General features: G+C 43.8%; 21 protein-coding genes. 15 read left to right on the forward strand and 6 right to left on the reverse strand.

Annotated features, from left to right (window positions below; all coding sequences use genetic code 11):
- The first annotated feature begins 27 nt into the window (after window positions 1–27).
- The 8 genes from FU659_RS03640 to FU659_RS35095 all read left to right on the forward strand — a co-directional run bounded on the left by FU659_RS03640 (window position 28) and on the right by FU659_RS35095 (window position 8,987).
- Complete coding sequence (locus FU659_RS03640; protein ID WP_147946308.1) at window positions 28–1,509, forward strand: FTR1 family iron permease; 1,482 nt, start codon at window positions 28–30, stop codon at window positions 1,507–1,509.
- A gap of 28 nt (window positions 1,510–1,537) precedes the next feature.
- Window positions 1,538–2,704 (forward strand): EfeM/EfeO family lipoprotein, encoded by a 1,167-nt coding sequence (locus tag FU659_RS03645; RefSeq protein WP_147946309.1) that lies wholly within the window; start codon window positions 1,538–1,540, stop codon window positions 2,702–2,704.
- A 24-nt stretch (window positions 2,705–2,728) separates the two neighbouring features.
- A complete protein-coding gene (efeB, locus tag FU659_RS03650) occupies window positions 2,729–4,003 on the forward strand; it encodes an iron uptake transporter deferrochelatase/peroxidase subunit (protein ID WP_147946310.1) in 1,275 nt (424 codons plus the stop codon).
- A 190-nt stretch (window positions 4,004–4,193) separates the two neighbouring features.
- On the forward strand, window positions 4,194–5,528 hold the full coding sequence (hflX, locus tag FU659_RS03655; protein ID WP_147946311.1) for a GTPase HflX: 1,335 nt from the start codon (window positions 4,194–4,196) through the stop codon (window positions 5,526–5,528).
- Window positions 5,529–5,560: 32 nt separating this feature from the next.
- Complete coding sequence (locus FU659_RS03660; protein WP_397355034.1) at window positions 5,561–6,790, forward strand: methionine gamma-lyase family protein; 1,230 nt, start codon at window positions 5,561–5,563, stop codon at window positions 6,788–6,790.
- Between the two features lie 87 nt (window positions 6,791–6,877).
- Complete coding sequence (locus tag FU659_RS03665) at window positions 6,878–7,288, forward strand: MerR family transcriptional regulator (protein WP_147946313.1); 411 nt, start codon at window positions 6,878–6,880, stop codon at window positions 7,286–7,288.
- 40 nt (window positions 7,289–7,328) lie between these two features.
- Window positions 7,329–8,669: a type I glutamate--ammonia ligase gene (gene glnA, locus FU659_RS03670; protein ID WP_147946314.1), complete on the forward strand. Its 1,341-nt coding sequence runs from the start codon at window positions 7,329–7,331 to the stop codon at window positions 8,667–8,669.
- 147 nt (window positions 8,670–8,816) lie between these two features.
- A complete protein-coding gene (locus tag FU659_RS35095) occupies window positions 8,817–8,987 on the forward strand; it encodes a hypothetical protein (protein ID WP_187273881.1) in 171 nt (56 codons plus the stop codon).
- A gap of 225 nt (window positions 8,988–9,212) precedes the next feature.
- On the opposite strand, the gene FU659_RS03675 is transcribed toward FU659_RS35095, so the two are convergent.
- The 3 genes from FU659_RS03675 to FU659_RS03685 all read right to left on the reverse strand — a co-directional run bounded on the left by FU659_RS03675 (window position 9,213) and on the right by FU659_RS03685 (window position 12,155).
- The gene (locus tag FU659_RS03675; RefSeq protein WP_147946413.1) at window positions 9,213–9,392 is read right to left on the reverse strand and encodes a small acid-soluble spore protein H; all 180 of its coding nucleotides are present in this window, start codon (window positions 9,390–9,392) and stop codon (window positions 9,213–9,215) included.
- Between the two features lie 331 nt (window positions 9,393–9,723).
- Window positions 9,724–10,914 (reverse strand): MFS transporter, encoded by a 1,191-nt coding sequence (locus FU659_RS03680; RefSeq protein WP_261807592.1) that lies wholly within the window; start codon window positions 10,912–10,914, stop codon window positions 9,724–9,726.
- A gap of 74 nt (window positions 10,915–10,988) precedes the next feature.
- Window positions 10,989–12,155 carry a serine hydrolase domain-containing protein gene (locus FU659_RS03685; RefSeq protein WP_261807593.1) on the reverse strand — a complete coding sequence of 389 codons (1,167 nt, stop codon included), beginning with the start codon at window positions 12,153–12,155 and terminating at the stop codon, window positions 10,989–10,991.
- Window positions 12,156–12,326: 171 nt separating this feature from the next.
- On the opposite strand from FU659_RS03685, the gene FU659_RS03690 reads away from it, so the two are divergent.
- On the forward strand, window positions 12,327–12,791 hold the full coding sequence (locus FU659_RS03690) for an Lrp/AsnC family transcriptional regulator (protein WP_147946316.1): 465 nt from the start codon (window positions 12,327–12,329) through the stop codon (window positions 12,789–12,791).
- 61 nt (window positions 12,792–12,852) lie between these two features.
- On the opposite strand, the gene FU659_RS03695 is transcribed toward FU659_RS03690, so the two are convergent.
- Window positions 12,853–12,963 (reverse strand): sporulation protein YjcZ, encoded by a 111-nt coding sequence (locus FU659_RS03695; RefSeq protein ID WP_147946317.1) that lies wholly within the window; start codon window positions 12,961–12,963, stop codon window positions 12,853–12,855.
- A gap of 190 nt (window positions 12,964–13,153) precedes the next feature.
- Here FU659_RS03695 and FU659_RS03700 point away from each other — a divergent pair, with 190 nt between their 5' ends.
- Window positions 13,154–13,597, forward strand: a complete 444-nt coding sequence (locus FU659_RS03700; RefSeq protein WP_147946415.1) for an OsmC family protein — start codon at window positions 13,154–13,156, stop codon at window positions 13,595–13,597.
- Window positions 13,598–14,159: 562 nt separating this feature from the next.
- Window positions 14,160–15,398 carry an aminopeptidase gene (locus tag FU659_RS03705; RefSeq protein ID WP_147946318.1) on the forward strand — a complete coding sequence of 413 codons (1,239 nt, stop codon included), beginning with the start codon at window positions 14,160–14,162 and terminating at the stop codon, window positions 15,396–15,398.
- Window positions 15,399–15,485: 87 nt separating this feature from the next.
- On the opposite strand, the gene lexA is transcribed toward FU659_RS03705, so the two are convergent.
- Window positions 15,486–16,103, reverse strand: a complete 618-nt coding sequence (gene lexA, locus FU659_RS03710) for a transcriptional repressor LexA (RefSeq protein WP_147946319.1) — start codon at window positions 16,101–16,103, stop codon at window positions 15,486–15,488.
- 147 nt (window positions 16,104–16,250) lie between these two features.
- Here lexA and FU659_RS36795 point away from each other — a divergent pair, with 147 nt between their 5' ends.
- From FU659_RS36795 to FU659_RS03725, 3 genes are all read left to right on the forward strand, one after another.
- A complete protein-coding gene (locus FU659_RS36795; RefSeq protein WP_261807594.1) occupies window positions 16,251–16,649 on the forward strand; it encodes a LysM peptidoglycan-binding domain-containing protein in 399 nt (132 codons plus the stop codon).
- Window positions 16,650–16,790: 141 nt separating this feature from the next.
- A complete protein-coding gene (locus FU659_RS03720; protein WP_261807595.1) occupies window positions 16,791–16,973 on the forward strand; it encodes a DUF896 domain-containing protein in 183 nt (60 codons plus the stop codon).
- Between the two features lie 44 nt (window positions 16,974–17,017).
- A complete protein-coding gene (locus tag FU659_RS03725; protein WP_147946418.1) occupies window positions 17,018–17,809 on the forward strand; it encodes an HAD family hydrolase in 792 nt (263 codons plus the stop codon).
- Window positions 17,810–17,888: 79 nt separating this feature from the next.
- Here the strand turns inward: FU659_RS03725 and FU659_RS03730 are convergent, their stop codons facing one another.
- Entirely contained in the window at window positions 17,889–18,431 is a 543-nt protein-coding gene (locus tag FU659_RS03730) for a 1,2-dihydroxy-3-keto-5-methylthiopentene dioxygenase (protein WP_147946320.1), read from the reverse strand.
- Between the two features lie 216 nt (window positions 18,432–18,647).
- Between FU659_RS03730 and metH the strand changes: the two genes are divergently transcribed.
- Entirely contained in the window at window positions 18,648–22,085 is a 3,438-nt protein-coding gene (metH, locus tag FU659_RS03735) for a methionine synthase (protein WP_147946321.1), read from the forward strand.
- Window positions 22,086–22,185 lie beyond the last annotated feature (100 nt).

The following is a 22,185-nucleotide window of genomic DNA, read 5'->3' on the forward strand; positions in this document are numbered from 1 at the left end:
TTTATTATAAATAGGGATTGGTGATGTATGCGTAAAGTAATTCTTATCGGTTGGGTCGTTCTTCTTATGGTTCTTTCAATTCCCTTGGCGGTATCTGCGAAGGCAGAGGATGATCTCAAAAAGGCAGATGATGGCATTGTTCAGGCTATAGGGGCTGCTGAGAGTGGAAAGAGTGACGAGGCCTCTAAATTGTTTGATGCATTCCAAATAAATTGGTTGAATTATGAAGAAGGTGTGAAAACACGTTCTCTCGCCGCATATCAAAAGATCGAACAAGCGATGGGTGAAGTTTCCTTTCAAGCTATCAAACAACCCGTTGATCAACAAAAACTAGTTGCAGGTTTGAAAGAGCTTCATGATTTAAATCAAAAATTTATTGAAGGCAAGCTGGAAGCTTTCGGCCAAGTTGCCAAAAGCAATGAGAATGTGACTGTTGCCTCTTTGGTGACCCTGTTGGAACATGCGAAGGAGCAGCTGAAAAAGAACGATGTTCAAGGTGCAACTGCGAGTATCCAAACGCTGCGCAGTTCCTGGCTGCAAATCGAAGGCATTGTATTAACGCAATCTTCATCTGTATACACCTCTATGGAAAGAGACATGGTTACCGCATATGCCCAGTTGACCGCTTCTCCTGCTCAAACGAGCGAAGCAGCCGTCACGATTGCTCGTATGCATACTTCCTTAGAGCCTTTAGCCGCTAAAACGAGCTATACGATGTTAGATGCTACGACCATTTTGCTGAGAGAAGGACTTGAGGCACTTCTCGTTGTCATTGCCTTGCTAGGTTTTCTAAATAAGTCAGGGCATAGTGACAAGAAACAGTGGATTTGGTTCGGAGTTCTCGCCGGTTTACTTCTCAGCATTGCAATGGGAATCGTTGTGCAGCAATTATTTTCAACAAGTGCGTTTGGTAACAATAATTTCCTGATTGCCGGTTGTACAGGAATTTTCGCAGCAGTCATGCTGCTTTATATGAGCTATTGGCTGCATAGTAAGTCTAGTGTATCCAACTGGCAAAAGTACATACGCGATCAAAGCGTGAAAGCACTAGCTACAGGAAGTTTAGTCTCACTAAGCGTTTTGGCCTTCCTAGCCGTGTTTCGGGAAGGAACCGAAACTGTTCTTTTCATGATTGGTATGGCTTCTTCCATTTCGATCTCATCGTTGGTCGGAGGGATTGTCATTGGTGTCGTCATCCTTGTTATTGTTGCTTTGCTGATTTTAAAAGTTGGATTGCGCATTCCGATGCGTCCATTTTTCCTAGTTTCCAGTTTCTTTGTTTTCTACCTGTGCTTTAAATTTGCTGGAATGGGTGTTCACGGCCTTCAGTTAGCGGGCTATTTGCCTGCAACAACAGCGTCATGGCTGCCTAGTTGGGATTTTATCGCTTTATATCCTACGCTCGAAAGCGCAATACCACAATTTGTGTTATTGATTTGTGCTTTATCTGCGGTCCTGTGGGATCGTCGTAAAACCATACAATTAAGAAATACGGCCCTATCAAAATAAATAGAAAAATAGCGGAGGGGACTAACCCATGAAAAAAGGTCAACAACTTATTATATTAGCAACAGCTGCTACACTCGCACTTGCGGGTTGCGGCAAAGCAGAAACGACTGAAGTCAAGAAGGTGCCTTTTAAAGACGGCGCAGCGGCAATGATCAAAACGGTTGATGATTTGAAGGGGCAATTGGATCAGAAAAAGATCAAAGATCCGAAGAAACAATCTTCTACACTTGAGGATCAATGGGTGAGCTATGAAGATGAAGTGAAACCGAAATTTCCAGAGTTATATTTCAAGGTTGAAAAGTATTTGACTCCACTTGAAGCAGGACTGAAACAAGACAAGTTGGATTATCCAACGCTTGCTACTTTGAACGACGGTTTGAAAGCTGCCCTGGCGGAATTAAACTCGTCCTTCACGGAAAACAAAGGTGCTGTAAATAAGGACGTTATTACAGCTTCAAAAGAGCTTCAAGATGCAGCGAACGCCTACAATAAATACGTACAAGATCAAGGTAAACTACTAGTTACATTGTTAGAGCAACTGAACACGGCAGTGAAAAGCGGTGATTTGAAAAAAGCACAGGAAGCTTATGGTCAAGCTCGGATGCCTTATGAGAGAATTGAGCCTATTATAGAGACATTCAAGGATCTTGATGGCGTTATGGATGCCCGCGTAGATGATTTCAAAAACGAAAAGGATCCTAATTTTACAGGATTCCATCGCATCGAGTATTTACTTTTTGTTAGCAAAAATGTAAAAGATGCTGAACCTTTCGCAGCTCGCCTTCTTGAAGATGGTAAGAAAATGCAGCAAGCGATTGCCGCAACAACGATAGAACCGACTGACTTTATTGCCGGTGTAGGTGAATTGATGGAGGAAGCACAATCCAAAAAAATTACAGGCGAAGAAGAACGTTGGAGTGGAGCGACTGTTCCAGTTATTCGAGCTAATGTTGAGGGTGCAAAAGCTATTTATGATCTTGTTCAAGCAGAAGTGAAAAAGAGGGATGCTGCTTTAGATGAAAAAATCACTAAAAGCTTGGCAGCCGTTACAGAAACAATGAATACATTATCACCGATTGGTGCGTCATGGACTGACTTCAGTAAACTTGAAAAAGCCAAACAAGTCGATTTGAAAAATAAATTGGAAGCACTGGCTGAACCTCTGGTAAAAATGCCAGGAACCTTAAGTAAATAAACGGTAGGAAGGGGCAAACATGCCATGGGAGATAAAATGAACCGTCGCGCGTTCCTGGGGATGACAGCAGCAGGTGCCGCGGGAATCGTACTTGGCGATTTGATGGGGAAGGCACAATCTAGTCCGGCTGATAAGGGGACCCTAGCGGGTTCTGCGGCGGCGGCGACCATGGATGAGACGATTTCATTTTATGGCGCCCATCAAAGCGGTGTTGTAACCCCAGCCCAAAATTTTGCCAATGTCGCTGCTTTTGATGTCACGACATCCGATGTCAAGGAACTGAAGGAATTATTACAGACATGGACGGAAATGGCCGCGTTGCTTATGGCAGGAAAACCACTTGCGGCTGAACCGCAAGACGGTAAATTTCCACCTACCGATACAGGCGAGCAAATAGGATTGGAAACAGGCAAGCTTACGCTGACTTTTGCGGTAGGCGCGACCTTGTTTGAGAAGGACGGAGCGGATCGTTTTGGTCTTCGCTCTCGTAAACCGGCAGGGCTTACGGAGATGCCTATTTTCCATAAAGATTCCCTTCAGGAACAATTAACGCATGGCGATATCATCATTCAAGCCTGTGCAGACGATCCCATGATTTGCTTTCATGCGATTCGCAATTTGGCTAAAGCGGCCCGGGGTGCTGCGCATCTACGTTGGCAGCAAACGGGGCAGCTTGGTGTGAAGTCGGAAGGTACGAAGCGGAACTTATTCGGTTTCAAGGATGGCACGAATAATCCGGCATTGAACGATGAAAAGTTTATGAATAACAACGTTTGGATTAAAGCTGGGGATGGTGCGGACTGGATGGCCGGAGGCAGTTATATGGTCGTACGACGCATTCAAATGCGAATAGAAACATGGGATCAACAACCCTACTCCGATCAAGAAACCATTATGGGGCGACAAAAGGTATCTGGAGCACCGATTGATGGACGAAGTGAATTCGATCAACCTAATTTCGCGAATGATCTCAAGGGTGAATCGACGGCGTTAGATGCCCATATACGACTCTCGAATCCGCGTATGGGAGAGAGCTCAGAAAATGAACGTATTTTGCGCCGCGGCTATAATTTCATGGAAAATTTGGATAGTGTAGGACGGATGAATGCAGGGCTGCTGTTTGTTTGTTTCAATCGCAACATTCAAACACAGTTTGAATCCATTCAAAAAAGATTGACGAATCCCAAGTTTCCTGATCGCCTGCTTTCTTATATGAATACAACAGGTGGAGGCTACTTTGCTGTTCTGCCAGGTGTTACTGCCAAAGGGTCTTACTTAGGTCAAAGTTTATTTGCCTAAAATAGTGAAAAAGACGGAAGACCATCTGTTGGTCTTCTTTTTTTGTTTTTTGAAAGAGGAACATCGTTATAAATGAATTTTCCTGCGCAGCAAATTGACTTTCCTATGTATTTCCTACACAATAATGAAGGACTATACCCCTTAGCTGGGTGTGTTGGATCGTATCCTGTGCGATGTAAAGGAGAAATATATGAAAACAACTTCACATATGGTTGAAAAAGAAATAGATGACCGGGCTGTTCTTGTCAGTCTAATCACACAAAAGCAGAAAAAGAATGAAAAGTTGGCTGAGTACTCACTGGAGGAGCTAGTAAAGCTGGCAGAAACAGCAGGAGTGCTTGTTTTGGAGACGATGGTTCAAAACAAAGAGGCTAAGGACACCAAATGGTTTATTGGTAAGGGGAAAGTGGAAGAGCTGAGATTGCGACTTGAGGAGCTTGGTGGGAATACAGCAATCTTCGATCAAGAGCTATCCGGTGCCCAAGTAAGGAACTTGGAAGCTGCTTTAGATGTGAAAATTATTGACCGTACGCAGCTGATCTTAGATATCTTTGCGCAACGCGCCAAAACACGTGAAGGTATTATTCAAGTCGAGTTAGCACAGCTTAGTTACTTACTTCCGAGATTATCGGGCCAAGGGAAAAACTTGTCTCGTCTCGGTGGAGGTATCGGAACAAGGGGGCCCGGTGAGTCGAAGCTCGAAACAGATCGCCGACATATCCGTGGGCGCATTGACGAATTGAAGGCCCAGCTCGAAGAAGTCGTTCGTCATCGGACATTGCACCGTGAACGCAGGAAGAAGAGCGGTGTTTTCCAAGTCGCCTTAGTCGGATACACGAATGCCGGAAAGTCCACTTTATTGAAACAATTGACGCAAGCAGACGTCTATATTGAGAACCAGTTATTTGCGACATTGGACCCTACATCACGCACAATGGAGTTACCGAGCGGCAAGGAAATTGTCCTGACAGACACGGTAGGTTTTATTCAAAATTTGCCACATGACCTGGTCGCCTCGTTCCGTGCGACGTTGGAGGAAGCCAATGAGGCCGATTTGATTTTACATGTCGTGGACAGCTCCACGGATATGCGTAATGAGCAGATGCGCGTGGTGGCTGAGGTCCTGGAAGAATTGGGCGCACATCAGAAGGAACAATTAACGATATTTAACAAAGTGGATCTTTGTTCGGAACTGGATCGTGAGATGCTTACAACCGAAGGGGAATTTTTGAAAATCAGCGCATTTAATCCTGAAGATTTGGAGCGTTTGCGCATCACAATTCAAGAAAAACTCATGGGTGACAGCAAAACATTCCGTATTCCGGCAGAGAAGGGTGATATTATTTCCCTGATGTATCGAATCGGGGATGTCCTTGAAACGGAAGTTGATGAGGGAGATATGATTTTCAAGGTTCGTGTTAATAAAGATGACTATGTGAAAATGGCGTATCAGTTGGTTGCTTATGATCAAGATCCGGCTCCAGTTCGGGAAGACGTTGATGGTAACGAGGGAGAGACTTATTAATTATGCAATTCGGGGATAAAGTCATGAAGATTATGGAAAGCGCAGAGAATCAAGTGGAAAGCGCGTTCCGCCATATTGAGAAAACGATTGATCTTAATCAATGGAAAGTCATTCAAGCTTTTCAAACGCACCGCGTAAGTGACTATCACTTCGCTTCATCTACAGGCTATGGATACAATGATCGCGGCAGAGAGGTGCTTGACCTTGTTTATGCGGATGCGCTGGGCGCTGAAGCTGCGCTTGTGCGACCTCATTTTGTATCCGGTACGCATACCATCGGCACGGCATTATTCGGTGTCCTGCGACCGGGTGAGCATCTTTTATACATAACCGGCAAGCCTTATGATACGCTGCATAAAGTGATTGGCAAGCCAGGCGATGGGATGGGCTCGCTACAGGACTTTGGTATTGGGTATAGCGAGGTTGCTTTAACCGAAGAGGGGACACCCGATTGGTCAGCTATCACAGCGGCCATCCAGCCTAACACAAAGGTGATAGGCATTCAACGCTCGCGCGGCTATTCGTGGCGGCCATCTTTCACTGTTGAGCAAATCGGCGAAATGGTTCGATTCGTCAAAGAAATAAACCCGTCACTTATTGTCTTCGTCGATAACTGCTATGGCGAGTTCACCGAGACACAAGAGCCGACGGAGGTTGGCGTCGATCTCATGGCTGGCTCACTGATCAAAAACCCCGGCGGCGGCATCGCCCCATCCGGCGGCTATATCGCAGGCCGGCGCAACCTGGTAGAGCTCGCCGCCTATAGATTGACCGCCCCCGGTATTGGAGGCGAGGTCGGAGCCATGCTCGGCGCGACGCGAGCCATGTTTCAAGGGCTTTTCCTTGCCCCTCATTTGGTGGGACAAGCTGTTAAGGGCTCGGTCTTCGCAGCTGCTGTATTCGAAGAGCTGGGCTTCGAGAGCCATCCGCGTTGGCAGACGCCGCGAACGGATCTTATTCAAGCAATCCGCTTCACGTCCGCGGAGCACTTAATTACCTTCGTGCAAGGCATCCAGAAGGCTTCTGCCGTCGATTCACATGTGGTGCCGGAGCCATGGGATATGCCAGGCTATGAGCATCCAGTTATTATGGCGGCCGGTACATTCATTCAAGGCGGCAGCTTGGAGCTGTCAGCAGATGCGCCGATACGTGAGCCATACATTGCGTATATGCAGGGTGGATTGACGTATTCACACTGTAAGTTAGGTGTGCTCACGGCCATTCAACACATGGAAGATGCCGGTTTGTTAGGACAAAATTAGACTGTAAACAAACCTGACACATCTTGACACATTTTGTTACTTGGGTACAATAGTACTGAGGTACTTACTGGACCAGGAGTGATTAGCATGAGTGATGATATACGTAGGAATATGGCATTATTCCCAATAGGGATCGTTATGAAATTGACTGATTTAACCGCGCGACAAATTCGCTATTATGAACAACATGAACTCATTATACCAGCCAGAACAGCAGGGAATCAGCGCCTTTATTCGTTTAATGACGTAGAGCGATTGCTCGAGATTAAAGATCTAATTGAAAAAGGTGTGAACATTGCTGGGATTAAGCAAGTTCTAATCCCTGTCGATAAAGATTCAGAGGACGCAACGATTCTGAATGAACACACCGAAGTGAAGCGGAAAGAATTAACCGACTCCCAACTGCACAAGATGCTGAAGCAGCAGTTGATTGGCGGGGCCAAACGTCCGGATCAGGTATCTCTGATTCAAGGGCAGCTTTCCCGTTTTTATAAATAAGATTAGGCAAGCGTTTGTTAATTGAGAGGAGAATGCACACGTGAGTTACACTAATAGCTTTACCAAAGAAGACATCACTCGCATTGCGAAAGAAGAGAACGTTCGTTTCATCCGTTTGCAGTTTACTGATCTATTGGGTAGTGTGAAGAACGTTGAAATTCCTTACAGCCAACTTGAAAAAGCACTCGACAATAAGATGATGTTCGATGGTTCTTCCATTGAAGGTTATGTTCGTATTGAAGAATCCGATATGTACCTTTACCCTGATTTGAACACTTGGGTCATTTTCCCATGGGTGACAGGCGGTAAAGTCGCTCGTTTGATTTGCGATATTTATTTGCCGGATGGCAAGCCCTTCCCTGGAGATCCGCGTCGTATCTTGAAGAATGCATTGAAACAAGCTGAAGAGATGGGTTACACAGCTATGAATGTGGGACCAGAACCGGAATTTTTCCTCTTCAAAACGGATGAGAAGGGCAACCCGACATCTGAATTGAATGACCAAGGTGGATATTTCGATTTGGCTCCTATGGATTTAGGGGAAAATTGTCGTCGTGACATCGTTCTGACACTTGAAGAAATGGGTTTCGAAATCGAAGCTTCCCATCACGAAGTGGCGCCAGGACAGCATGAAATTGATTTTAAATATGCCGATGCGATTAAAGCGGCTGACCAAATCCAAACATTTAAGCTTGTTGTCAAAACCATCGCCAGACAGCATGGACTTCACGCGTCTTTCATGCCAAAACCTTTGTTTGGTATGAATGGTTCCGGTATGCACTGTCATCAGTCCCTTTTCAAAGATGATGTGAATGTTTTTTATGAAGAAAACGATAAGTTAGGTTTGAGTAACGTAGCCAGACATTATATGGCAGGTGTACTTCGTCACGCACGTTCATTCGCTGCGATTACGAACCCTACTGTTAATTCCTATAAACGTCTTGTGCCTGGTTATGAAGCACCTTGCTACGTGGCATGGTCCGCTAGTAACCGCAGCCCAATGATTCGTATTCCTGCTTCACGTGGATTAAGCACTCGCGTTGAAGTTCGTAACCCGGATCCGGCTGCGAACCCTTACCTAGCTCTTGCAGTCATGCTTGCAGCAGGACTAGATGGCATTAAGAATAAAATGCAGCTTCCTCCGCCAACCGATCGGAACATTTACGTGATGACGGAAGAAGAAAGAGAAAACCAAGGCATTCCTAGCTTGCCTGCGAACTTGAAACAAGCTTTGGATGAGATGCTTCGTGATGATGTGGTTTGCGATGTTCTAGGCGAACACGCTTTGGCTCACTTCTATGAGCTTAAAGAAATCGAATGGGATATGTATAGAACACAGGTTCACCAATGGGAAAGAGATCAATATTTAATTCTATACTAGAAGTTAGCCCCCTTGACGCCTAGGCGTTGAGGGGTTTTTCAATTGTGGACGAATAATGCCTAAAAATAAAAGCAAACATCAGACAACTGGGATAAAATGCAAGCCACCTTCTCATACTAACGATGAGAGACGATGGAGGTGAACGAAATGCCCAAAAATGACGCCGATCCAAAGCATGACCGCGAAGATAACCGAGCTGATAAGAAAGATAATCAGCAGAATAACGCGAACTTCACTGAAGAAGCTCAAACACTAACAAATAATAAGGCCGACGATTACGTACCCAGTTTAAATGGTATTCCGAAAAATCAAGTTTAAATAACTTCAGGGCTGCTCTTCATCGTCGCTAAATGATGGAGAGCAGCCCTTTAAGTTAAGATGAAAACAGATTCATAGTTATCCCCAGTGAACTATTTATACTAATATTAAACATTTTTGTAAATTAAGCCGTCTGTTACATTGATGCTTTTGCTTTGATGAGTACAAAACTAGATGAAAATAAGAAGGTCATTTATAACTTAAATTGACCTTCATTCTGGAGTCTTATTGTTCAATTAAACTGTTAAGTGGAACGCTTTGCTCATTCTCAGGTTGATCGAGTGGATAGATTCTTGCCATTTCATTTTGTTCATCCACGTTTTGGATATAGATAGGTACTCCTTGATAGATCACATTAGCCATAACTGGTGAGGCGGCGATCTCTTGTGCTCGTTGATTATTGATAGTTAACAACCTCCGTGATTATTTTTGTGTAACAATAGTTATTATTACTCAAAAACTACCCTGTTAATCCGTCGTTAATTTGGTTTAGGCGGTGTAAGGAAACATAAAGCATTGGGATCAAAACCAGATGAGGCAGGTTTAAATACACCGAAGCTATTTCGTGTGTTGCCTCAACCGTTAATGACACCCACTCGACTAACTGCGCAATTCTGAAAGATGACTATATTTAATGGACAATACGATGAACTTATTCACGCGAAAAAGGGTTGTCGCATGAAGTTCATCGTATTATTTTATTGCTAGAGTTATGTTAAGTTAATGCGCCTTGTTATTATACAGAGTGAGCCTTCGATTCTTTTTGAGTGAAGTACACAATTTTTATTCCAATACAAACCAGTGCCAACCCAATAAATAGGAAACCACTCCAAATCGTTCCTTGGATACCTGCACCGGAAATAAACCACCCACCAACGACCGAGCCGATTGTCACGCCAAGATTAATAAAGGAAATATACAATCCAGTAGCGAATTCAGGAGCTTCTCTAGCCTCTGATGTTAACCAAATCTGTGTTACTATGAGTCCGCTGGTGTGAGCTGCCCCCCACAAAATAATAATGATAAAGATAGGTAAAAAAGCGGACCCTGCCAGGTAAAGCAGTAAAAAAGAAATGGCTAGAGCAATCGGATGTAAAACAGTCGTTTTCACCATATTTATTCCAATGAGTCTCCCGGCGATCAAGTTGCCAGCCACACCTCCAACCCCGAAAACGACAAGCATGATACTTATGACATTCCCACTCATACCCATCACTTGACCCAAATATTCGGCAGAATAGCTGTAGACCGAAAACATAGCGGCAAAAATAAAAGTAGAGGCACCTATATTTATCCAGAGGGGTACTTTACGCAATATACCGAGTTGTTCCCTGTAAGATAACTTCTCGGTATTCGTGGTTTTCGGTAGCATGATGGCGATCCCGATACCAGCAGCAGTATTTACAATGGCACAAAATATAAAAGAGGCCTCAAATGAGAACTGACCAGCGAGATAAGCGGTAATTGGAACACCGAGTACCATTCCCATGCTAGTCCCAATAAATGCTTTGGCGGAAGCTTGAGTGGCTTTCTCTTTAGGGTAAAGTGAAACGGCTGAAACAAAGGCTAAGGAAAAATAGACGGGATGGAATAATGCCGGGATGATGCGTAGCGCCATCAGCATATAAAATTGCGGTGTGTAAGCAGACAATAAACTGCTTCCAGCAAAAATAAATAAAGACATAATCATTACGTTTTTACGGTTAAATCTAGTTAGAAGCAACGCCATAAAGGGACCCAACAGTGCAATAACAAGCGCAAATACTCCGACGAGCATTCCAGCCTGCGACGTACTTACATTGTAACGTTCAACTATCATCGGGAGTATTCCGACAACGCCAAACTCAATGGTATATACACCGAATAAGCCCAGAGCAATAAAGAATATAGGGCTTAATGCTATTGTCTTAGTTCGTATTTGAGACAAAGTAACCACTCCTTAATTGATTACACAGAGAGCCCTGGCCAGTTTAAACCGGACAAGGCTCATGTGTTTGTACGCTATTTCTTAATACTCTTATAAACAGCTTCACAAAGGTCAACTGTAAACTGACCCGCCATGCCTTCCAATGCGGTATTGGTAAATGCTACGACGCTGAGCCGCTGCACAGGATCAACGAACCAAGAATGACCATAAGTTCCGCCCATGCGCCAGGTTCCGGGGGATTCCGGAGTGTTCGCTGCTATAGGATCCTTGAGCACCGTAATACCTAGACCGAAGCCTCTTCCCGGCCAATAGGCCATGGGCAGATCACCAATCTGGTTGGTCGTCATCTCACGAAACAAATACTCCGGCAGAAGAGGTGCCCCCCCCTTACGTAATGTTTCCAGCAATTGCAATAAGTCCCCGGCGCTGCCGACCATGCCGGCTCCTCCTGAGTGATAAGCCGTGTCGTCAAGTGCCCGACCAGGGGTTAGCTGGAAGCCCGCCGTACCCTCCAAAAAGGCAATTCTGTCGAGCTCACGGAGAGGCCGCGGCTCTGGTACATCATTCGCATAGGCAGTGGCCAGTCGTTCTGGGTCGCCTGCAATAAAACCGGTATCACTCATGCCAAGCGGCTTTGTCACCAGCGAATGTACGGCCTCACTGAGCGATGTATCCGTAACCTTGGCAATAACGGCTCCCAGCACATCTGTCGCGATGGAATATTTCCACTCGGTGCCTGGTGTATAGAGGAGCGGAACAGTGGCTAGACGACGCAGGTTCTCTTCTAACGTGATACCGGGCTGATCCATACCATCCGATACACCGGCTCGCTGATAGGAACCATTCTCTTCTTGAAAGAAACGGTAAGTCAAACCCGCGGTATGTGTCATTAAGTGACGAATCGTCATTGTAGCGTGCTCACCATTTTGCAATTGTGGCTTAAACTCTGGAAGCCAACGATCAACGCGGTCGTCCAGCTTTAGCTGGCCTTTTGCAACAAGTACTAAGGCAGCCGTTGAAACGATAGGCTTGGAAACAGAGGCAAGCCGGAACAAGGAATCCTCTCGCATGGGCTTGTTCAACTCACGGTCAGCATGACCAGCGGCACGGCTATAAATCATTGCCCCATCTATGGCCACTTGAATGACAGCACCGACCAACCGCTTGTCGGCAAGCGTTTGATCGATGACTTCATCGATTCGATCAGGCAAACTTGCTGGATTTATATTATTTGAATACAATGTACTCATCCTTTCCGAATAGTTAAAGCCTTGATTGCTTTACTATTGTAAGTTTATTATATAAAATTAGTTATGTAGATTACATAAGGCAACCAAGTTATATCATCCTTTTTACGATGAAAATAAAGTTAATGGATAAGGAAGACCTTAAGATTAAAGGAGTCGATTTCAATGGATCATGTGGATAAGCAAATTCTGTTCCACCTTCAAAACCAAGCACGAATTTCTATGACGGAACTAGGAAAGCTTGTCGGTTTATCACAACCCGCAGTAACGGAAAGAGTAAGGCGTATGGAGGAGAAAGGGATTATTAGCGAGTATCGGACCATGATTTCCCCTGAAAAAATTGGAAAACATGCCGCTGCCTACATGCTGTTTCATTCAAGGGATTGTCACGCTTTCCTTGATTTCTGCCGCTCAACTCCAGATGTCGTCGAATGTTACCGCATAAGTGGCGAACATAACTACTTATTGAAAGTAATGTCCGATTCTACACGAGCCCTTGAAGAGTTCGGAAATCAGTGCGATAAATATGGAACCTACACAATTCTCATCGTAATGTCTTCGCCTATCGATCATAAATATCTGATACCCTCGCTTGAAGAAGGAAGTTTAAACTTGCTAAGGGGCAATTAAATAAAAAATGCAGCAAAAGGTATGAACCTCATGCTGCAAATAAGTTGAATCCTTTTTTAGTTTACCATGCGAATGCTACAGTGATAATGACCAATAGGATGAAAAGAACTAGAATTGCTGCTGCATTGTTGCCACCATAACCATAACCTGCTCCTCCAACTTCAGCTCCCATATTCAAGCACTCCTTTACAATAAAAGTGTTATTACAAATTTATCATACGCATGGGTGTGCTCTAGTGATTGGACGCAAACAGCACTTTAGGCCCATTTTTATAAAGGGTGTTAATGAAATTCCGATTAACATTATATGAATTATGTGTTATTGTTTATGTGTGAGGCAACAGTCCAAAGGAGTGAGTCATATACCTATTACAACATTTAAAGCGACAGCACATTTACAAGAAGGTGTGGTTGTCAAAGTCCGTTCCCGAAATTTTGAGTTTACGATTGATGAACCGAAAAGTTTGGGGGGGACAGATACGGGAATGAATCCAGTTGAAGCCCTGCTTGGTTCATTAGGGGCATGTCAGTCAATTGTAGCGAGAGTGTATGCCAATAAGTTTAATGTTCGTCTCGATGATTTTTGGGTGGAGGTAGAAGGAGACTTGGATCTGGACGGATTCTTTAAAAGATCAGATGTTCGTCCTGGTTATTCGGACATTCGATATACCTTTCATATCAAAACCGATTCACCTAAAGAGCAAGTAGAGGCTTTCGTGCAGTTTTTGGAACAAACATGCCCAGTCGGAGATACAATCTCTAATTTAGTTAATCTTAAATTAAGCGGCATCATCATCGAAAATTAATTTCACAGAAGGAAAAATGTAGCACCCAACTAGGGTGCTTTTTATTTTGTTTTTTGGAGTAGATGTTTACAAAAGAAGTTGCAATGAACATAAATATTAGAATATGAAAGGAGTTTTACTTTTATTGGGAGTTCTACGGAACATATTCCGCCTTCAAGCGTTATAAAGTTATAATAAACGAATGGAGTGATCGAAACGGAAACATTTGGAAGAGGTTGTCTATATATTATTCTTGGTGTTGTCATTGTTATGATCTTAGCATTCCTAACAAGCAGTACCATTAACATTCCGTGGTTTATTTTTATCCCTCTTGTTATTTTTGCTTTTTGGTTAGCCAGTAAAAAAAATAAATGAAGGCAGAGGCGATATTGCAGCATAAAGCAGTTAACGGAGAGTGTCCGAAAAACTGCTTTTTGGTATGTTATTCCCCAATGACTAAAACCTATTTTATTCTGATTGATGGAGAGTGGTGGAAGCCGTTCTGAAAATAATATATAATAGTCGCGGAATGTCTATTGACCATTGGTTAAATGAATTGTTATAGAAGGAGAGTGTGACTGATATGGATAATTTTCATTTTCTTTTAGAAAAGTATGCAGAGCTTGTAGTCAAAGTAGGCGTTAACCTGGGAAAAGGCCAGGATTTAATGATTGAATCGCCATTGGAATCATTGGAATTAACTCGACTTATTGTAAAAAAGGCTTATGAAGCAGGAGCTAATTTCGTTCAGGTACATTGGCAAGACGATGTAATAACACGCAGCAGGTTCGAATATGCGAGTGAGGAAGCCCTTGATTATTATCCGGAATGGTATACAAATATGTTGGAGCGTTTTGTTGAAAATGGTGGCGCCTTATTGAATATTAAAGTACCCGATCCTGACTTATACAAAGGGATTGACGCAGGATACATATCTAGGGCGTCCAAAGCGGCAGCCACGGCAAGAAAGAAGTACCAACAATATGTCAGAACAAGCACCTTCAGCTGGTGCCTGATCAAAGCGCCTACCGAGGCATGGGCGTCGAAAGTTTATGCAGACTTACCCGAAAATCAGCGTGTAGAAGCAATGTGGGAAGCTATTTTCCGGATGAATCGCATTTATGAGGAAGATCCGGTTGCAGCGTGGCGAGTTCATATTGAGCAGTTGAAACGCGTACGTAAGGTATTGAATGAGAAGAAATATAAGTCGCTGCAATATCGGGCTGAAGGTACAGATCTGCAAGTTGAGCTTCCTGAGAACCATATATGGCTTGGAGGAGATAAAGCAAACGGGAAGGGTATTCGTTTCGTGGCCAATATGCCTACCGAGGAAGTATTTACGATGCCTAAGCGATCTGGCGTGAACGGGACTGTAGCGAGCACGAAGCCGCTGAATGTGAATGGCGCTTTGGTTGATCGTTTTTCCTTCAGATTTGAAGAAGGGAAAGTTGTTGATTATCAGGCGGAAGTAGGTTACGAACATCTGACAAGGCTGCTGGAAATGGATGAGGGCAGTCGATACTTAGGTGAAGTTGCCCTTGTCCCGAATGATTCGCCCATCTCGAATGTTAATCGCATATTCTATAATACAGGCATTGATGAAAATGCGTCCTGTCATCTTGCTTTAGGAAGCTGTTATCCGATTAATATTCAGGACGGGGCTTCGTTGTCGAATGAGGAATTGAAGGAACGCGGGGGCAATACGAGCTTAATTCATGTTGATTTTATGATCGGAACCGAAGATCTTGAGATTGACGGGATCCTAAGTGATGGAACGGTAGAACCGATATTTCGCGCAGGAAATTGGGCTTTGGAATTTTAATTGCGAACAAAGAAGAACCGAAGGGACAATGTCCTTTGCGGTTCTTCTTTGTATTGAAAGTTATTTCATTATGTAAGAAAAGGGCATTTACATATCTCGGAATAAACCGATTACACGACCAAGAATGGTGACATGCTTCAATAGGATTGGCTGTAGAGCCGTATTCTCAGGCTGTAAGCGGATATGATCCTTCTCTTTATAAAATCTTTTCACCGTTGCTTCATCATCTTCGGTCATAGCTACGACAATATCGCCATTGTTTGCTGTTTGCTGTTGTTTGACAATAACATAATCACCATTATGGATACCTGCATCAATCATACTGTCTCCCATAACACTTAGCATGAACACATTGCTGTCTCCGACCATGCTGACAGGTAGAGGAAAGTAATCTTCGATATTTTCAGTAGCTGTAATAGGTACACCTGCAGTTACTTTACCGACTAGTGGAACGCGCGCGACGGAAACAGCAAAATGAGTTTCCGCGCCATCCAAGCCAAGAATTTCTATGGCACGCGGCTTAGTAGGGTCTCGACGAATGAGTCCTTTCTTCTCAAGACGCTCTAAATGCCCGTGAACGGTGGAACTGGAAGCTAACCCCACCGCTTCACCGATTTCTCTAACGGAAGGAGGGTAGCCCTTATCTTTCACTTCATTCTTTATGAATTCTAAGATAGCTTGCTGACGCTGCGATATCTTACTCAATAGTTATCACTCCAATACTGGTAATCATTAGTCAAAGTATAACATAGAACCCGAGTTCGTACAAACATGAGTTCGAGAAATGGATTGACTCAAACGTATGTTCGTGTTATTCTGAAAACAGAACAAATGTTTGGGAGATGATTATACATGTATATCGCTTATTCAAATACCAGCACTTCACACACACCTCAGAGATCTGCTAGCACATCCAAAGGGATGCTAACGTTTAATCTAACTAAAGCTGTTATTCGTTTTGTTATTGCAGCGGCTATTCTCGGTACTGTGTTTTCTTTTGGTGCTATGGTTCAAGCGTATGCAGGTGAAGGAGCGACAGCCTCGTCTATCAACGTGTCTCCTTCGAGTTCTTCTATAAACATTAAGACACATGAGCAAATTGTTATCCAACAAGGGGACACACTTTGGGATATAGCTTCCTCACATAAAAACAGGAACGAGGACATACGTTCTTATATACTTAAATTAAAGTCACTCAATCATATGACGAACAGCGCATTACAAGAAGGCCAAGTTTTATTACTTCCTTAATTACGTATTTTAACATTCGCATATATGTATGAACGAGGCCTGGGAACTCCCCTATGCCTCTTTTTCGTGCAACCTTGACAATCCCTTTGGGGGATGGCAAAGTAGTAATCATATTGAATTTTAACAGGGAGGACCATAAATATGAGTGAAGGCATGGATCAACATATTGAGCGTATTAATGAGCTTGCGCGTAAAGCCAAAACAATTGGCTTAACCGATGAGGAAATTGATGAACGCAACGAGCTTAGAAAGAAATATATTCAAGCATTTCGAGGCAATCTGAAAGTTCAACTTGATGCAATCAAGTTTACGGACGAGGAATAATTGCTTCTTTAAATAGAATCGACATTCAGAAGGGGAAATGAATGATGGCGTTGAAAGCTGTACTTTTTGATTTGGATGATACTCTATTATGGGATGATCGCAGTGTGAAAGAAGCATTCGAAGCCACTTGTGCTGAAGCTGCCAAACATGTTGAAGTAAATCCGGAGGAATTGGAAGCATCAGTTCGTAAGGAAGCGCGTGCGTTGTATGAAACTTTCGAACCATTTCCATTTACGAAAATGATTGGAATTAATCCTTTTGAAGGTCTGTGGGCGAATTTTACTGAAGGAGAGAACGAGAACTTCCGTAAACTTGAGAAATTAGCACCCGAATACCGAACAGAATCTTGGTCACGCGGGTTGCAGGCACTTGGGATCGAAGATCGTGAGCTTGGTTATAAATTAGGCGAACTCTTTGCTGCTGAACGACGCAAACGTCCCTATGTATATGAAGAAACGTTCCGAGTCTTGGATACATTGAAGGGTCATTATCAATTATTGCTCTTAACGAACGGTTCTCCTGATTTACAAAAGGAGAAATTAGCGGGTGTTCCGAATATTGCTCCTTATTTTGATCATATTGTGATCTCGGGCGAATTCGGTGAGGGCAAACCAGCCGTATCCATTTTCAACCATGCACTAGGCCTACTTGGCATAGAAGCTACTGAAGGAATTATGGTTGGAGATAAATTGACGACAGATATTCTTGGCTCGGGTAAGGTAGGTATGCGTAATATTTGGATCAATCATCATGGTCTCCAGAGTGGAGATGAAATTGTACCTGCCTATGAGGTTACACGTCTTCAAGAAATTTTGCCGATTATTCATAACGGATAGATCTAGAAAAGCAAAGCCCAACGGCTGTTCAGGACGCTAGTCCTGATGCCGATGGGCTTTTGTTTAAATAAGATAAAAGTTATGCTTTGATAAATTCCGGATCATCGATGTTGTAAGCTACCCAACCATCTTTCTCAATGAAGAGACGAACGGCTACGATTTCGCGATTATCCATCAGTGTGAAGAAATGGTTCGTATTCTCAGGAACGGAAATGACATCGCCTGGTTCAAGTTCGACATCAAAATAACCGACTTCACCTTCGGACTTAATAATGAAAATGCCTTTACCGGATACGATTCCGCGAATTTCATCTTCGGTGTGCGTATGAACTTGCTCGAATTTCTTAAGCAGCTCTTCAATGTTAGGCGTTGCATCGGAAAGTGCGATGACATCCCAAATTTCATAACCGCGTCTTGCCGCTAAATCTTTAATCTCATCCTCATACGTGCTGATGATTTGTGCTTTCTCTTCATCATTAAGAATAAATTTCTCGCGCAGAGCTTCAGGAAGCTTCGTTGGATCCCAGTGTTCGTAAACGACATTTTGACTATCCAAGAAGGCTTTGACCTGCTCTTCACCTTCAATACGCTCATTAGTACTGCGAATTCGTATTTGTGCCATGCTACATCCCTCTTTCTAAGTAAATATACATGTATTATAGTTGAAAGAAGAGCGCCTGTCGATGGATATGAATAAGTTTTTCCGATAAATCCCATAGGAAATAATGATAATTCAAAATCTTTTCATAGAAGGCGGATTCTGTTACACTAAATCTTAACATAATTTGTCGATTTTTTTATTAGATTGCTTCATGCCAAGTTGAGAGGGAGTCAAATCATGACCAAGATACCAATAACAGAGCAGCTTAAGAAAAAAATTATGATCCTCGACGGTGCCATGGGTACTATGATTCAGCAAGAGAATCTAACAGCTGATGATTTCGGCAGCGATGATTTGGACGGTTGTAATGAAATTCTCGTTTTAACGCGACCGGATGTTATTAGTAAGATTCATGAGCAATATTTCGCGGCAGGGGCCGATATGATAGAAACGAATACATTTGGCTCGACCAGTGTCGTTTTGGCCGAGTATGACTTGCAGGACCGCCATCGCGAATTGAATCTTGCCGCAGTTAAGTTGGCTGTTGATGCAGCAAATAAATTTTCAACTCCGGAATGGCCGCGTTATGTCATTGGTGCTATGGGACCAACGACCAAAACATTGTCTGTCACAGGAGGAGTCACCTTCCAACAGCTTGAGGATAGTTATTATGAACAAGCTCTGGCGCTTGTAGAAGGTGGCGTTGATGCCCTTTTATTAGAAACCTCACAGGATACACTTAATGTAAAAGCAGGGAGTATCGGTATTCGTAGAGCTTATGAAGCGCTGGGTATCCAGCTGCCTATCATGATTTCTGGAACAATTGAACCGATGGGTACTACGCTGGCAGGACAAAATATTGAGTCTTTCTACATTTCCCTCGAGCACTTGAAACCTATTTCAATAGGACTCAACTGTGCGACAGGACCTGAGTTCATGCGGGATCATATTCGTACGCTTTCAGGCATTGCCGAGACAGCCATCAGTTGTTATCCGAATGCTGGACTGCCGGATGAAAATGGGCATTATCATGAATCACCGGAATCATTGGCTAAGAAAATGGCTGGTTTTGCTGAACAAGGTTGGTTAAATATTGCAGGTGGCTGCTGTGGAACGACACCAGACCATATTCGTGCCATGGCTGAGACGCTTGGGCAGTATAAACCTAGAACGGAATACGGTTCACATCCGCCTGCGGTCTCAGGAATTGAAACGGTATATATTGAGCCGGAAAACCGTCCCATCATGGTTGGTGAGCGGACGAATATTTCCGGATCACGGAAATTCAAACGCCTGATTAAAGAGGGCAAATTTGAAGAAGGTTCTGAAATTGCCCGTAATCAAGTGAAAAACGGGGCTCACGTAATTGACATCAATTTGCAGGATACAGATATCGACGAAGCATACGCCGTTGAAGAGTTTATGCAAGAAGTTGTAAAAAAAGTGAAAGTGCCATTGATGATTGACTCCACGTACGATCATATCATCGAACTCGGGCTGAAATATTCGCAAGGGAAGGCTATCATTAACTCCATTAACTTGGAGGATGGTGAAACGAAATTTGAAGGGATTTTGCCGCTCATTCATCGTTATGGTGCGGCCGTTGTCTGTATCCTGATCGATGAACGTGGTCAAGCCGTTTCCCGTGAAGCGAAGCTTGAAGTGGCTACGCGTTCCTATGAGCTTTTGACTCAGAAGTATGGCATGAATCCGGAGGATATTATTTTTGATCCGAACATGTTCCCAGTCGGTTCAGGGGATCCCCAGTATATCGGTTCTGCGGTAGAGACTCTTGAAGGCATTAAGATGATCAAAGAAAAGTTTCCAGCGGCCAAAACGATTTTGGGTTTAAGTAATATTTCGTTCGGTTTGCCTGATGCTGGCCGCGAAGTGCTGAACTCGGTTTATTTGTACCATTGCACAAAGGCTGGGCTTGATTACGCGATTGTAAATACTGAAAAGCTGGAGCGTTATGCTTCCATTCCAGATACAGAACGACAATTAGCGGAAGATCTTATTTACAATACGAATGATCAAACCTTAGCTGATTTCGTAGCGCATTTCCGTGAGAAAAAGGTGGAGAAGAAGGAGAAGATTTCGAACCTCAGCCTGGAAGAAAGGCTTGGTTCTTATGTGGTAGAAGGCACGAAGGAAGGCTTGATACCCGATCTTGAGATTGCGCTGCAAACTTATTCCCCACTTGAAGTGATTAATGGACCTCTTATGAGGGGGATGGAAGAAGTAGGTCGTTTGTTCAATGGAAATGAACTGATTGTTGCTGAGGTTCTTCAAAGCGCTGAGGTTATGAAAGCTTCGGTTAATTACCTTGAGCCATTCATGGAGAAGTCGGAAACGGCTGTTAAAGGGAAGATTATCCTGGCAACAGTGAAAGGTGACGTTCATGACATCGGGAAAAATCTGGTCGAAATTATTCTTTCGAACAACGGCTATAAAATCGTCAACTTAGGCATCAAAGTACCGCCCGAACAAATTATTGAAGCATTCCGCAGAGAACAGGCAGATGTGATCGGTTTATCTGGGTTGCTCGTGAAATCTGCGCAGCAGATGGTCATTACAGCGCAGGATTTACGAACCGCAGGTGTAGATGTGCCAATTATGGTTGGCGGCGCGGCGTTAACCCGCAAATTCACAAAGACACGTATCCAACCTGAGTACGAAGGTGTCGTCCTTTATGCGAAGGATGCGATGGACGGTCTGGATATTGCGAACCGACTGAGTGACCCTGAGCAGCGGAAACGCCTCATTCAGGAACTTAGAGAAAGCTTAGAATCTGATGTGATGGAAACCGGTAAAAAGGAAGAGACAATGCCTAAATTAACTCGCGTGAGTTCATCTGCAGTTTCTAAGGATTTGCCTGTGCAAGTACCTCAGGATGTAGACCGTCATGTTATGCGAGATTATCCGATTAGCCATCTGATGCCATATGTCAACATGCAAATGCTGCTTGGTCATCATCTTGGCTTAAAAGGCAAGGTTGAGCAGCTTCTGGGCGATAAAGATCCAAAAGCGCTCCAACTCAAAGATACTGTGGACACTATCCTGCACGCGGCGCAAAAAGATGGGATCATTAAAGCGCACGGGGTGTATCGTTTCTTCCCTGCCCAATCCAGCGGCAACGATGTAATTGTATATGATCCACAGGATCCTAGTAAGGTTTTAGAAACGTTCTCCTTCCCGCGGCAGGACAAAGAGCCCTATCTTTGTTTAGCTGACTTCCTGAAATCCGTAGAAAGCGGAGAGATGGATTATGTAGGCTTCCTACTCGTCACCGCGGGGCATGATATTAATGATCTGGCCAAAGAATGGCGTGATAAAGGAGATTACTTGAAATCCCATGCCTTGCAAGCGACTGCGCTTGAAGTAGCAGAAGGTTTTGCCGAAAGAATCCATCACATTATGCGCGATGTATGGGGAATCGCCGACAGAACGGATATGACGATGCAGGAACGATTCGGGGCCAAATATATCGGACAACGCTTCTCCTTTGGGTATCCGGCATGTCCAAGTCTGGATGACCAAGCGAAGCTGTTCAACTTGCTTAGACCTGAGGATATCGGTGTTGAACTGACAGAGTCGTTCATGATGGAACCGGAAGCTTCGGTTTCCGCGATGGTATTCGCTCATAAGGAAGCACGCTATTTTAACGTTGGTTAAGGATTTGAAGATGGAAGCGAGGCAGCATGTCGAACATTCCTGTTCAACAGCTTCCTCGCTTTTTTTGTGTATTTGGCTTTAATTGACTTCTGGCATAAAT

Origin of the sequence: Paenibacillus sp. N3.4, assembly GCF_008017805.1 — a bacterium.
Taxonomy (GTDB): Bacteria; Bacillota; Bacilli; order Paenibacillales; family NBRC-103111; genus Paenibacillus_E.

Excerpts from the sequence above, each read along its gene's own strand:
- FU659_RS35095 (WP_187273881.1), top strand. The coding sequence starts at position 8,817 with ATGCCCAAAAATGACGCCGATCCAAAGCATGACCGCGAAGATAACCGA.
- FU659_RS03725 (WP_147946418.1), top strand. The coding sequence starts at position 17,018 with ATGGCGTTGAAAGCTGTACTTTTTGATTTGGATGATACTCTATTATGG.
- FU659_RS03660 (WP_397355034.1), top strand. The coding sequence starts at position 5,561 with ATGGAAAGCGCAGAGAATCAAGTGGAAAGCGCGTTCCGCCATATTGAG.
- FU659_RS03665 (WP_147946313.1), top strand. The coding sequence starts at position 6,878 with ATGAGTGATGATATACGTAGGAATATGGCATTATTCCCAATAGGGATC.
- FU659_RS03690 (WP_147946316.1), top strand. The coding sequence starts at position 12,327 with ATGGATCATGTGGATAAGCAAATTCTGTTCCACCTTCAAAACCAAGCA.
- efeB (WP_147946310.1), top strand. The coding sequence starts at position 2,729 with ATGGGAGATAAAATGAACCGTCGCGCGTTCCTGGGGATGACAGCAGCA.
- metH (WP_147946321.1), top strand. The coding sequence starts at position 18,648 with ATGACCAAGATACCAATAACAGAGCAGCTTAAGAAAAAAATTATGATC.
- FU659_RS03695 (WP_147946317.1), bottom strand. The coding sequence starts at position 12,963 with ATGGGAGCTGAAGTTGGAGGAGCAGGTTATGGTTATGGTGGCAACAAT.
- FU659_RS03640 (WP_147946308.1), top strand. The coding sequence starts at position 28 with ATGCGTAAAGTAATTCTTATCGGTTGGGTCGTTCTTCTTATGGTTCTT.
- FU659_RS36795 (WP_261807594.1), top strand. The coding sequence starts at position 16,251 with ATGTATATCGCTTATTCAAATACCAGCACTTCACACACACCTCAGAGA.
- FU659_RS03720 (WP_261807595.1), top strand. The coding sequence starts at position 16,791 with ATGAGTGAAGGCATGGATCAACATATTGAGCGTATTAATGAGCTTGCG.
- hflX (WP_147946311.1), top strand. The coding sequence starts at position 4,194 with ATGAAAACAACTTCACATATGGTTGAAAAAGAAATAGATGACCGGGCT.
- FU659_RS03645 (WP_147946309.1), top strand. The coding sequence starts at position 1,538 with ATGAAAAAAGGTCAACAACTTATTATATTAGCAACAGCTGCTACACTC.
- FU659_RS03705 (WP_147946318.1), top strand. The coding sequence starts at position 14,160 with ATGGATAATTTTCATTTTCTTTTAGAAAAGTATGCAGAGCTTGTAGTC.
- FU659_RS03730 (WP_147946320.1), bottom strand. The coding sequence starts at position 18,431 with ATGGCACAAATACGAATTCGCAGTACTAATGAGCGTATTGAAGGTGAA.